Consider the following 12,647-nt stretch of genomic DNA (forward strand, 5'->3'; position numbering starts at 1 on the left):
GATGCTGTTAGGTGGATAATTGAAGTAAGAGAGATAAATGTGTACACTTTATTTCAATATAATTGGCAAGTAAGAGATGATTGGTTTAAGTGGTGTGAACAACTTTCAGAGGAAGATTTACTTTGCAAACTGGGGGTATTTTAGAAACATTATTTCATATTGTAGATGTAGAGTATAGTTGGATTAGTGCTTTTCAAGAAGAAGATAGAGAACCGCAATTTAAAGATTATCAATCGATTCAAAAAGTGAAAGCGTTATCTGATTTATATAAACGAGAACTTGAAGTTTTTTTGCAGTCATGATCATCTAGCCTAGAATGCTAGCACACTTAAAATAAGCCGTATAAAAAGTTAATCATTGGTGCTTTGATTATATAACGTCGGCGAAATAAATAGTGTGAAGGACAGCTATTCTAACAAGTATTTTATGTAACGTTCGTATATTTAAATTTTCTTGTAATTAATCGAATTCTAATTTTTTAGAAACGGATAATGAGGTATGGGTGTTGATCTTTTTTATTGAATAAAATGGATTGATTTTTCGGATTTTCATTACAATATAAAAATTAAAATTTTGTTAGTTGTTAAAAAAAGATGAGAAAAAAATAGAAAAAGAGGGCTAATGCCCGCTTTTTCTTTTAATTTGGTAATTAATCACAGATTGGTATCCCAAGCACTCTTAGAGCTAATGCTACTTGAAGGGAAATCTCTAATCTAGCAATTTCAATACCAGCTACTGAAAGAACTAAAAAAGGTTGTCCGTTTACAAATACAACACAACTATCCATAGTTAAGCCTCCTTTCTAGTAATCTACTATAGTATATGAGTAGAACTTTAAAGTGTAATAGTTCAATTGTTGGATTTAATAGAATTAATAGATTAACCCATTTAAACTAAACAAACGAACACAACGAAAGGAAACAGAGATGGATGTATGCCTCAAAAAACATAAGTTTTAAGACATGTAATGGGATATGAAATTTATCATATTGGTCAGCTATCTATATGGGCGAGAGAGTTAAACTTGCAACCAGTTTCAGCAAATTTGCTTGGAAGAGGATGATAGAATTAAAAACCGACTTGCATCTCAAGCGCAAGTCGGTTTTATATATATAAGAAGATTTCTTAATTGAAATCCTCGGATTTTTTCTGACGTATATGTAAAAACATTAAGGTGGTAATGATTAAAAAAATCATTATAGTTTGTATAATTAAATTTTTAAACTGAAGCAATATTGTCCAAGATGTAAGGGCGTCTTTAAAAGCTTGGAGTGCAGAGTACGAGGAAGGATCAAAACCATACTGGAGCAACTTTTTTGTTTCAATAAATGAAATGTTTTCTTCATCTGCATCTAATATTACTGAAATTAGTCTAGTATCTCCAAGTTTTACTGTACTGACAAAACTATAATTACCGTTAGTTGAAAAACTAGTTTGTAAGCCATCAACACCTTGAAGTTTAATGTTTTCATTAAGGGAATATATCATTTTATTCGTATTGAAAACCTGGGAATCTTTGAAGGTAAATTGGTAAGAGGTTAGTTTCGTAATATTCAATACATCTGGAAAATCTTTTACTAATCGTGCTGCTAGTTTAGCTGCGTCTATCGCTGTTGTAGTTGATTGTTTATTTGTATTATTATTAATTCCAGTAGAGTTTAGAAATGGAGATGGTTGTAATAACTTTAGTTCTTTTGCTTTTTTATTCATTAATACTGTAAAGTTATCTTCATTTCCAGCAATGTGTTCTGCTAGGGCGAGTGCAGAACGATTATTCCCTGCCAGTAGCAATGCATGAAGTAAATCACGAACCGTTGTTTTATCATTCGATGTTACTTGTATAGGGCTTGTTTCTACTCGGAAAACTTCGTTACTTATTTGTACGAAGTCATCTAACTGTATTTTTCTATCATTTAGTTGCTCCAATACGATATATTCTGTCATTAATTTAGATAAAGCAGCTGATTGTACCGGAGTTTCTTCATTTTTTTTATAAACAATTTCACCTGAATTAGCATTTATTAAAATAGCTGATTTAGCTTGAATAATCGGACCATTTACATAAAGATAAAAATATAAAACGATAAGTGCGGTAATAAAAAAAGATAATAATAAAATAGCGAATTTCTTTAAGAATTGCATAAGCGATCCTCCTATTATGACATCAATACTAGTATTGTAAAAAGGAATGCTTAATTAGGAAGAAAGAAAAGGTAAAGAATTTCTAAAGAATTATAAAGGATTATTAAATTTTGGGTATTAATGGAAAAAGTTCAATTTCTTATATGATAAGAAATTGAACTTTTTATTTATAATATTAACATTTGTATGGGAGTAGTTTTACAGTGAATGTTGTTTTTTCATCATCACTATATACTTCAATTGTTCCTTTATGCAATTCGACTATACTTTTTGCAATAGCTAATCCAAGTCCAGATCCACCAGTGTTTGTAGAGCGAGATTTCTCAACGCGATAAAAACGCTCAAAAATATGAGGTAAATCCGTACTAGGAATAGGTTGTCCGTAATTTGTTATATCAATTGTAATCATATTATTGCTTTCATAAGCAGTAAGGTCAATATAGCGACCTTCGCTTCCATAAGCGATAGCGTTTATAATAAGATTTTCAAACACACGCACTAATTTTTCACCATCAGCTAATACCATGAGCTTTTGAGATGGGAAAGAAGGTCGACATTCTATATTTGCTTCTTGAAATTGTATACGGAATTGAACAGTTAATTGCCCAAGTAACTCTACTATGTCAATAGGGACAGAATACAAGCTTAACTCTTTATTTTGAACACGTGTATATTCGAACAGGTCATTCATTAATGCATTAAGACGAGTGACTTTATCGTAAATGACTTGAATATAGTATCGCAATTCTACTTCATCTCTATAATTATCATGATGGATTAAATTTACGTATCCAACTATAGAAGTAAGGGGAGTGCGTAAGTCATGTGATACATTTGTAATAAGCTCACTTTTTGCTTGTTCCGCTTGTCTTTCTTCATCAATTGAGACTTTTAATTGTTCAACAATTTCATTGACCCCGATTGCTAACTCTTCCAGATAATTATGATTTACAATAGAAACTTTATGATTGAAGTTTCCATTTGCAATATAACGAATTTCTTCTATCATTTTTTTAATACAAGTTTCATAATAAAGTTTTTTCTCGTGACGATAAAAAATGTAAAGATAGGATGAAAAAATAGAAAATAAAAACAAATAAGATACAATCATCATCCATAACGATTCTTTAATCCCTTTATACTTTTCATAACCAAAAATTCGAATGAATTCTTTACCAAGTTCAGTTAGAGTAAGTGAACTCTCAATTACACTCGTAACGAGGCGATAAATAATTAACTCAGTAATAGGCGTGAGTGTGATAGCTAATAAGAGCCAAAAAATAAGTTTCCATTTAGGGATATCTTTTAATATATCAAATGCTTCATTTCTCAATTTTATAGCCAACTCCCCAAACAGTGTGAATAAATTTTTCTCCATTTATTACTGTTTCAAGTTTATCCCGTAAGTTGCTAATATGAACCATTACAGTCTTATTTGAACCGTAACCATCTTCATTCCAAACGCGTTCGAAAATTTCTTCTGAACTAAATACTCTTCCTGTATTACTTGCAAGTAAATATAAAATATCGAACTCAATAGAGGTTAATTTAATATACTCTCCATTTACTTTAACAGTATGATTATGTTTGTGTATTTCAACAGAGCGAATACGAATAATACCATCTTCATTCTTTTGCGAAGTAGCGTTTTGGAAAGAGGATCTTCGTAATAAAGCTTTCACTCTTGCTACTAATTCTAATGGATTGAATGGCTTGATCATATAATCATCGGCACCTGTCATAAGACCTAATATTTTATCCATATCTTCTGCTTTTGCACTAAGCATTAGAATTGGTACAGTATTATTTTCACGCACTTCCTGACAAACTTCTAATCCGTTTCGTTTTGGCATCATAATATCCAAAATCATAAGGTCAACTTCATATGTAGAAACCTTTTGCAATGCTTCATCGCCATCATAAGCTTTATAAATGTTATAGCCTTCATTTCGCAAATAAACAGCAAGTAATTCAACAATTTCTTTATCATCATCAATAATTAATATGTTTTTATTCATTGTGTAGTTCCTTTCCTTACAAATCATCAACATTACTATAATATCAAACATTTATGTACTTGTAGCGATGATTCTGTATAAAATTTCATGTAACGTATTAAAAAGGAGTAAAAAGATTAATAACGAATATAAAATAACGAGGATATTTAGATTCTACATTATAATGAAAGTTAGTTATAAGGGGGATTTTCTATGTTATGTAATGATATATATTCATTTACTCCAACTGGAAAAATAGAAAATGATATTAAAGCTTTTCTACTAAAATATAATAAAGAGTTTACATATAAACATTCAATTCGTGTGGCAAATGAGGCAAAAAAGATTGCAGAAAAGTTTCACGTAGATAAAGAAAAAGCAGCAATTGCAGGATATTTACATGATATTAGTGGCATTTTTCCGAACGAGGAGCGGATTGCAGTTGCTGAAGAATTTGGTGTAGAAATAGTGGAAGCAGAAAGAAAGTTTCCTATGATCATTCATCAAAAACTATCGAGAGTAATCGCAAAAGAAATATTTAAAGTAGAAGATGAAGAGATTTTAAATGCAATTTGTTGCCACACAACGTTGTGTAAACATGCAACGAAGATGGATTTAGTATTATTTGTTGCAGATAAAATAGAATGGGATCAAAAAGGGACACCACCATATTTAATAGAAATAAAAAAAGGATTGGAAAAATCTTTGGAAAAAGCAGCTTTTGTATATATTTCATATTTGTGGGAAAGGAAAGATACATTGAAAGTTATACATCCATGGCTAGAACAAGCATACTGGGATTTAAAAGGAATTGTACAGTAGAAAGGACAAGGAAATGCAATTAAAAGAATATGTGAATCAAACATTTCCAGGAGTTACATTAGTACCCTACTTATATTCTTAGTGGGAAAATCATTTACATTTTGATTTTGGAAAAGATAAATATCAAATTGTAGAAGGAACCGACGATTTAAATATGGAATACTTTTCTCAACTATATACATATAATAAATTCTTATTTGAAGACATATTTTCAAAAGAAGATGTAGTGTTTGTAGTGACAAATGTTTATAGATTTAAAAAGGAAAACATAAAAACTCCACAGAAAATAAATGTATACAATAAATATATTAAGAAAAGAGATTTAAGATTTCATATAAGACAAGAAACGTTACCGTTTCTATTTGAAGATGAAGAAGCAGATTTATATTGTACATATCAATTTTCTTTAAAATGTCTTGCGGAAGATATTAAGTATAAATTGCTTATACAAGCTGCTAATTATGAGGATTTCTCTGCTCTGTATCCTCGATTTGGACGAAAAAAAGAAATTTCTTATCCAAATGTATTTCTCATAAATGCAACGAAAGATATTGTCATGTTTATGTATGATAATAGAGGAAGTGAAGTAATTGGGAAGAATAAAGAAATAATACGAGATTTATATAAGAAATATAAAGAATGGATTCTAGATTATGAATGAGAAAGTATAGATAACTCATTTAAATGACAATAGGGGAAGTGAAGCGTGTAATGAAACGTATTGCAATTGTCTCTGCATGGGAACCAGAACTGACGTATTTGCATCAACATTATCCAAGTGAACGTGTTGAAAAAAGAGCAGCTTGGGAATTTCATTTTCATACTATTAATGAGCTGGAAATTATATCAGTTGTTACTGGTGTCGGTAAAGTAAGCTGCGCTAGTTGTGTACAATTGTTAATTAGTGAGTTTCAGCCAGATGAGTTGTTTATGACAGGAATATGCGGAAGTTTATCAAACAAGGTGAAAAACGGTCATATTGTAGTCGCACTAAACGCAATACAACATGATGTTACTGCTGCTGGTTCAGGAGAAGATGTTTTTAATTTATATAACGGTAGAACAGCACCTATTGAAACAACAAAATCACTTGTAAGAAGAATAAAAAAAATACGATCGTATGATCCGATACATTTCGGTACATTTTTATCAGGAGATCAACGTATTCGTAGTTCAGAAATGAGATATTTACTCCATACCGTATATGGAGCATTGGCAGTTGATCAAGAAGTAGCAGCTTTCGCCTATGTATGCCAAATAAATAAAAAACCATTTCTCTGTTTAAAAGCTGCTTCAGATCAAGCAAATGATAAAACGAAAGAAGAACAAAAAATCTTTAAAATGCTAGCATGTGAAAGAGCATGTGAGCATTTAATTGCTTTTTTACGTGTTTATGAGGTTAATGTAGTAAATAATAGATAGTTTGTTATAAAACAAATCAATAGTGAGTTATATGTAGGGAAATGTCCGCTCATTTCAAATTAAGAGCTGAAATTTATAATAGATGGAATATATTATATGGGTACACGTTGAGTTTAATATAAGCAGTTGGAGGGCAATTTTATATGATTCAATATAAAAGGTGTAGTGAAGTAAATATTGATTTAGTATATGAAGCTTTTAAAGATGGATTTTCAGATTACATTATTAAGATGGAGGTTTCAAAAGAGGATTTTATACAACGTTTTTTGGGACCAGAAGGTAATTTGCTAGAACATTCTTTTCTCGCTTTAGAAGAAGGCAAACCTGTTGGCGTAATACTAGGTGGTATAAAGGATTATGAAAGTATAAAGACTATGCGCTGTGGAACATTAGCGGTTCATCCTAATTACCGCGGTATTGGTGTAAGTCAAAAATTATTTGAACTGCATAAAGAAGAGGCGATTCAACATGGATGTAAGCAACTTTTTCTCGAAGTCATTGTAGGAAACGACCGAGCGATTCATTTTTATAATAAGTTGGGCTATGAAAAAGTGTACGATCTTTCTTATTATAATTTAAATGATTTGACTAAAATAATGAATAAAGATTGTAAGGATATTGAAGTAAAACAATTAGAATTTCCAACTTTTAAAGATGAAATTCAGAAATGGTTAAACTTCCATATAAATTGGCAAAATGATATTGATTATATCAAAAAAACAAATAATTTATTTTATGGTGCATATGTCGATAATGACTTAAAAGGCTCTCTATGTGTAAATAAACAAGGTAAAATTAGTTTTATTTTCGTAGACAAAGATTATAGAAATATTGGTGTTGGGATGAAATTATTACAAGTAGCAAGAGAAGAATTAAATTTATCAAGTTTATCAATTGGGTTTCCTAACAATAATTTACTGGAAGGTTTTCTTAAGAAATGTGGATTTGAAAAGAATTCTTTAGCACAATATGAAATGTATTTATTACTCTAAGAGCGGAAAGATTTATTCTTTTCGCTTTTTATTTTGCTGTTATGTTGGTAAATGCTCCGCAACTATAATTTATAATGAGAGGGATTTTATGTATCCTTAAGTTATTTTTTAAATTGTCAATTTCATGCTAATAATTTTCTTTGTATAATATTCTAATTTTATGTAGAATAGATACGATGGGAGGGGATGAAATGAATAATGGATTAAAGTTTAAGATTTTTGAATTGCATTGTCTCGTTCAAAAGACTTATTCTGATATTAAAATAGCGTGTGATATTGCTATTTATCAAGAAAACACTTCTAAATATTTAATTTCATTAGGATTTTTAAATAAATCATATATGACTTATATAGAAGCAAAAAGATTCTATCGCGAAAATGAAGAGCTTGTAAGTGTAGAATTTGATAATTTCTTTGATATGTATGATAAATTAGAAAACGAATTAAAACAAGTTATTTCAACTGAAGATAAAAATCCTTCATTGTTACATAGCAGACTTGATCAGTTTCAGCAGAAAGTTGAAAATATAAATGACCTAATAAAAGTATTGCAAAATGCTCGTTAATGAATGCTTTTTTCTGTTTGTATAGAAATTATGTATTAAAAACATTTTAGGGATATTACATATTGAAGAGGTGGCTTTTGTAGATTACAAAAGTCATCTTTTTATGTTAGGAATAGATTGTATACATTTTAGCAGTTTCATATAAATAATAGAAATTTATACGAGGTAAATATCATGGGAAATAAAAAAGAAATAGCTATAGTTGCATTAACAACAGGATTCGTTTTAACAAGTGTAACACCATATGGAGTAGGTCATGCAGAGGAACCTGGTCAAATGCAAGTTGAAATTCAAGAGGATTCGTTCCGTACAGGTGATCTGACACAACCATCAAAAAAGGCACCAGAGAATGTAGTGAAAGATGCACTTAAGGAAAATACGGAGCATTCTTTGTCTCCAAAACAAGTTAGTGCAGAAACAGGAGTAGATTACAAGGTTCTTCAAAAACGTGGTTCTTATGATGGAACTACACTTGTGCGCATGCAACAAATATATGAAGGAAAAGAAGTATATGGCCACCAGTTGACTGCTCACGTAGATAAAAAAGGTATTATTAAAAGCATTTCAGGAGCTAGCGCACAAAATTTAACACAAGAAGATTTAAAGAAACCTATTAATTTATCAAAAGAAGAAGCAAAACAATATATTTATAAAAAGTACGGAAACGATACTAAATTTATTTCTGAGCCAGAAGTTAAGGCAGTTATTTTTGTTGATGAAAATCATGGGCAGGCTAGCAATGCATATCAAGTTACATTTGCTGCTACAACACCAAATTATGTATCTGGAACTTATTTAGTGAATGCTCATAATGGTGAAATGTTAAAAGATATGGTACAAGAATCAAGTTTGAAAATAAGTGAAGAGTATGTTGAATCCGTTAAGGAAAATAAAACTAGCAATTTCACATCATTAACTGGAACAGGAAAAGATGATTTAGGCGTAACTCGTACATTTGGTATTTCTAAACAGACCAGTGGGAATTATGCACTTGCTGATTACACAAGAGGACAAGGAATTGAGACATATGATGTAAATTATAGAGATATTACAAATGAAGAAAGTTATTATCCTGGTATACTAGCAACTAGTGTTTCAACAACATTTAATGATCCAAAGGCGGTAAGCGCTCATTTCTTAGCAACAAAGGTATACGATTTTTATAAAGAAAAATATAAGCGTAATAGTTTTGATAATAAAGGAAAAAAAGTAGTTTCAGTTGTACATGCATGGGATTCTGGAGGAGCAAATGATCCTGAAAATTGGGAGAATGCATTTAGTACTAATATTAATAACATTAGTATGCTTTTATATGGAGATCCTATGGTAAAAGCATTCGATATAGCGGGTCATGAATTTACACATGCAGTTACATCAAGTGAATCTAACCTTGAATTTTCAGGAGAATCTGGGGCAATTAACGAGGCATTATCGGATATTATGGGAACGGCTATAGAGAAATACATAAATAATGGGGAATTTAACTGGACAATAGGAGAACAAACTGGATCGACTTTTCGTAATATGAAAAATCCAACTGCAATTAATTTTTCAGAAGGACTACCGTATCCTGATGATTATAGTAAATATAATGATTTAAATGGAGAGGATTATGGAGGCGTTCATTTTAACTCAAGTATTATTAATAAAGTTGCGTATTTAATTGCACAAGGTGGTACTCATAACGGTGTAAATGTAAATGGTATTGGTGAAGATAGAATGTTTGATATTTTCTATTATGCAAATACTGATGAATTAAATATGACTTCTAATTTCTCTGAATTGAAATTGGCATGCCTTAAAGTGGCAACTAATAAATATGGAGCGAACTCAATTGAAGTTCAAGCAGTCCAAAATGCTTTTGATGCGGCAAAAATTACAGGAACGGTGAAAGAAAACGAAAAAACAGCAGAAAACCAAGCTCCAGAGTTAACTGTACCGTTTACGATTACACTACGTGTAGGTGATACGTTTGATCCAATGAGAAATGTAAAAGCTGTTGATAAAGAAGAGGGTGATTTAACAAATAAAGTAAAGCATAAAGGCGATGTAGATACTTCAAAACCAGGTACATACATTGTGGAATACTTGGTCGTTGATTCCCAAGGGAGAAATACAACGGCTAGACAGACTGTAATTGTAGAGGGAAATGGAGAAACATCAGATTTAGAACCTAAATTAACAGTGCCTGTTGGAGCGACAATTCATGTAGGAGATTCATTTGTTCCAATGGCAGAAGTATTAGCTATCGATAAAGAAGACGGTGATCTCACTTCTAAAATCAAAGTTGATGGTGAAGTAGATACAACTAAAGCCGGTACTTACGTATTAACGTACACGGTTACAGATTCTAAAGGTCATGAAGTAACGGCGAAGCAAACTGTAACGGTCAAAGTTAGAGAAGAAGTTAAAAATGATAAACCAATACTAAAAGTACCTGCTACAACTTCAATTACTGAGGGTGTTCAATTTGATCCATTGGTAGGGGTATCAGCTACTGATAAAGAGGACGGTGACCTTACTTCTAAAGTAGCGTATGAAGGAACTATAGATACAACTAAAGCTGGTACTTATGAAATAATATATAGTGTTAGAGATTCCATGGGTAATGAGGTAAATACAATACAAAAAGTATTAGTGAAAGATAAAGAAACTAGCAAAGCTAATGGCCTTACTAATAAGACAAATAACAATAATAGCGATAAAAAAGAATATACATATAAGGAGCTTCCAAAGACGGGTGTAAGTACAACTAACAGTGCAGCAATCGGCATATTGATGATTATTACAGGCACAGTACTCACTTTTGTTCGCAAATTTAGAAAGATACAAAAATAATAGTAGGGATTATTCGTTTGAAGAAAAGAGTTCAGTATTCAAAAGAAATAAAGTAGAAAGTAAATAAAACGAAATATGGATTTTTTACTTATTAAGATTTTAATAGTTAAGCGGTACATTTGGCTTTTATAAAAATTTGCAGTTGGATACTATTCTGTCTACAGAACTATATTACATATAAAACACGTTACTATTCTTTTATTTTAATGAGAATAGTAACGTGTTTTTTGATTTGAAAATAGCATAAATCCTATAGCTCATGAATATAGGAGTACTTCTAATTTGCCATTGATAAGTTACTGAAAACACTTTGCTTTAATGGAAGTGTCACTCTAAATGACAACATGAGATTTTCGATATTTACCAGGTGTTTCATTGGTGAATTTTTTAAAAATTTTAGTAAAATAACTTTGATCGCTAAAATTAAGCGAAGCGCATATGTCTGATAAAGGATAGGTGGTGAAAGTTAATAATTTCTTTGCTTCTTCGATTCGTTCACGTTGAATGTACTCAATTAATGAAATACCGACTTCTTTTTTAAATAATATAGATAAATAATCTGAATTCACATTTGCAAATTTAGCAAGTTGTTTAACAGATATTGGATTGTAAATGTTTTTAAAAATGTAGTTTTTGCAAATAGCAATAGTCTGTGAATGTTGCTGTGTTTTTTGTGCCTTTACACGGTCTGCAAAGGTACAAAAAGCATTTTTTAATAAATCCCAAACAGATTCTTTGTCTTTTAAATCTTCTGTTCTTTGAATATATAAATCATAAATTTTGTAAGCAATCCCAGATGGAAGTCCCCCTTTTATCGCATATCTAGTAGCGAGCGTGATGGATGAAATACAAATGTTTTTATGACGTCTTAATTGATGGAATGAAGATAAAGATGAAAGAGTCTCTTGTTGGAATTCGTAATAATATTTGAGTACGGTTTCTTTATCCCCGTTTTCTATAGAACCAAGTAGTTGCTGCTCTATATATAAATTATGATAAATGGATTCGTCTTTTTGCATTGAAATATATACATCTTCGTTTAAGATTCTGCTATGACTTATATGAAGTGAGTCACTGTTATTTGAAAATGTGCTTACATCTGAATTTTTTTTATAGAGAATGTTATAGAACAATATTGCTATATTTACAAAGAAATTTTGATCTTTGACTGACAATGAAAAATAATGGTCTCTTGTTCTTTTATAATTTGGAATAAAATTAAGTTTACTATCCGCTTTACTTGTAGAAAAATTTACATGTGCCAAGGGCCCGATAATAACAGTACCGTTCACCATATAATCGCTCTTTATGTGAATTAAAATAAAGTGCCCTAGATGTTCGTGAGTTCTGAAGATGGGGGAATTATATGTATCATTTCTCTGAAAAAGCACATGTAACTGTTCTATTTTTGATGTATACAACAAGTGTGAATCATTTTTTGATGTGAATTCTAAAAGAATATTTTTGTTACAATCTAAAAAACAAACTGGAATTTCAAAAGATTGGAAAAACATATTGCAAATGTACTCTATCTCAACTAGACTGAGCTTTTTAGTCATATTCTTCCTCCTTACAGTAATGCGTAATAGTTAAATAAACATATATTCCTTTTTTCATAAGTAGAAACGGAAAACCTTTATTAATAAAAAATATAAATAAAAGTTATAAACTTCTAAGAATAATACCATAATTTAACATGAACAGCACATATTATTTGAATATACAGGTAATAGTTTTGGACAGTAGCGTAAAATATGAATCGTCACACTTATTTGTTGGTTATTACTTATATGTATTAAAAAATGATTAAGATTGGATTTTAAATAGGGATAGGAAGTGAGAAATGAATAGATTGACAGTAAGTGACT

At 30.5% G+C, this 12,647-nt stretch carries 10 protein-coding genes and 3 pseudogenes; 8 read left to right on the forward strand and 5 right to left on the reverse strand.

Going from position 1 to position 12,647, the window contains the following annotated elements; all coding sequences use genetic code 11:
- Positions 1-39 precede the first annotated feature (39 nt).
- Positions 40-299: pseudogene (locus NST90_RS12340) on the forward strand (DinB family protein); the annotation flags it as partial.
- A gap of 350 nt (positions 300-649) precedes the next feature.
- Here NST90_RS12340 and NST90_RS12345 read toward each other — a convergent pair.
- A complete protein-coding gene (locus tag NST90_RS12345) occupies positions 650-787 on the reverse strand; it encodes a DUF3956 domain-containing protein (RefSeq protein WP_000376554.1) in 138 nt (45 codons plus the stop codon).
- Between the two features lie 165 nt (positions 788-952).
- Here NST90_RS12345 and NST90_RS12350 point away from each other — a divergent pair.
- Positions 953-1,063: pseudogene (locus NST90_RS12350) on the forward strand (damage-inducible protein DinB); the annotation flags it as partial.
- Between the two features lie 62 nt (positions 1,064-1,125).
- On the opposite strand, the gene NST90_RS12355 reads toward NST90_RS12350, so the two are convergent.
- The 3 genes from NST90_RS12355 to NST90_RS12365 form a co-directional block, all read right to left on the reverse strand.
- Positions 1,126-2,142 (reverse strand): serine hydrolase, encoded by a 1,017-nt coding sequence (locus NST90_RS12355; RefSeq protein ID WP_046392706.1) that lies wholly within the window; start codon positions 2,140-2,142, stop codon positions 1,126-1,128.
- Positions 2,143-2,317: 175 nt separating this feature from the next.
- Positions 2,318-3,475: a HAMP domain-containing sensor histidine kinase gene (locus NST90_RS12360; protein WP_001243309.1), complete on the reverse strand. Its 1,158-nt coding sequence runs from the start codon at positions 3,473-3,475 to the stop codon at positions 2,318-2,320.
- Positions 3,465-4,160: a response regulator transcription factor gene (locus NST90_RS12365; protein ID WP_001038807.1), complete on the reverse strand. Its 696-nt coding sequence runs from the start codon at positions 4,158-4,160 to the stop codon at positions 3,465-3,467. Before NST90_RS12365 ends, NST90_RS12360 begins: the two co-directional genes overlap by 11 nt.
- A 192-nt stretch (positions 4,161-4,352) precedes the next feature.
- Between NST90_RS12365 and yqeK the strand changes: the two genes are divergently transcribed.
- From yqeK to NST90_RS12395, 6 genes and pseudogenes are all read left to right on the forward strand, one after another.
- Positions 4,353-4,961 (forward strand): bis(5'-nucleosyl)-tetraphosphatase (symmetrical) YqeK, encoded by a 609-nt coding sequence (gene yqeK, locus NST90_RS12370; protein WP_283748168.1) that lies wholly within the window; start codon positions 4,353-4,355, stop codon positions 4,959-4,961.
- Positions 4,962-4,974: 13 nt separating this feature from the next.
- A pseudogene (locus NST90_RS12375) lies at positions 4,975-5,622 on the forward strand (DUF3885 domain-containing protein).
- 23 nt (positions 5,623-5,645) lie between these two features.
- Entirely contained in the window at positions 5,646-6,383 is a 738-nt protein-coding gene (mtnN, locus tag NST90_RS12380; protein WP_001987381.1) for a 5'-methylthioadenosine/S-adenosylhomocysteine nucleosidase, read from the forward strand.
- Positions 6,384-6,526: 143 nt separating this feature from the next.
- The gene (locus NST90_RS12385) at positions 6,527-7,375 is read left to right on the forward strand and encodes a GNAT family N-acetyltransferase (protein ID WP_025709583.1); all 849 of its coding nucleotides are present in this window, start codon (positions 6,527-6,529) and stop codon (positions 7,373-7,375) included.
- 191 nt (positions 7,376-7,566) lie between these two features.
- Positions 7,567-7,941 (forward strand): hypothetical protein, encoded by a 375-nt coding sequence (locus tag NST90_RS12390; protein WP_001059022.1) that lies wholly within the window; start codon positions 7,567-7,569, stop codon positions 7,939-7,941.
- Positions 7,942-8,115: 174 nt separating this feature from the next.
- Positions 8,116-10,779 (forward strand): M4 family metallopeptidase, encoded by a 2,664-nt coding sequence (locus tag NST90_RS12395; RefSeq protein WP_046392707.1) that lies wholly within the window; start codon positions 8,116-8,118, stop codon positions 10,777-10,779.
- 332 nt (positions 10,780-11,111) lie between these two features.
- On the opposite strand, the gene NST90_RS12400 is transcribed toward NST90_RS12395, so the two are convergent.
- Positions 11,112-12,338, reverse strand: coding sequence for a helix-turn-helix domain-containing protein (locus NST90_RS12400; RefSeq protein WP_025709581.1), 1,227 nt, complete (start codon positions 12,336-12,338; stop codon positions 11,112-11,114).
- Positions 12,339-12,647 lie beyond the last annotated feature (309 nt).

The sequence above is a fragment of the Bacillus sp. FSL E2-8900 genome (assembly GCF_037966225.1).
Classification (GTDB): Bacteria; Bacillota; Bacilli; order Bacillales; family Bacillaceae_G; genus Bacillus_A; species Bacillus_A cereus.

What these genes read in the sequence shown, in the direction of transcription:
- NST90_RS12345 (WP_000376554.1), bottom strand. Translation starts at nt 787, where the DNA reads ATGGATAGTTGTGTTGTATTTGTAAACGGACAACCTTTTTTAGTTCTT.
- NST90_RS12355 (WP_046392706.1), bottom strand. Translation starts at nt 2,142, where the DNA reads ATGCAATTCTTAAAGAAATTCGCTATTTTATTATTATCTTTTTTTATT.
- NST90_RS12365 (WP_001038807.1), bottom strand. Translation starts at nt 4,160, where the DNA reads ATGAATAAAAACATATTAATTATTGATGATGATAAAGAAATTGTTGAA.
- yqeK (WP_283748168.1), top strand. Translation starts at nt 4,353, where the DNA reads ATGTTATGTAATGATATATATTCATTTACTCCAACTGGAAAAATAGAA.
- mtnN (WP_001987381.1), top strand. Translation starts at nt 5,646, where the DNA reads ATGACAATAGGGGAAGTGAAGCGTGTAATGAAACGTATTGCAATTGTC.
- NST90_RS12385 (WP_025709583.1), top strand. Translation starts at nt 6,527, where the DNA reads ATGATTCAATATAAAAGGTGTAGTGAAGTAAATATTGATTTAGTATAT.
- NST90_RS12390 (WP_001059022.1), top strand. Translation starts at nt 7,567, where the DNA reads ATGAATAATGGATTAAAGTTTAAGATTTTTGAATTGCATTGTCTCGTT.
- NST90_RS12395 (WP_046392707.1), top strand. Translation starts at nt 8,116, where the DNA reads ATGGGAAATAAAAAAGAAATAGCTATAGTTGCATTAACAACAGGATTC.
- NST90_RS12400 (WP_025709581.1), bottom strand. Translation starts at nt 12,338, where the DNA reads ATGACTAAAAAGCTCAGTCTAGTTGAGATAGAGTACATTTGCAATATG.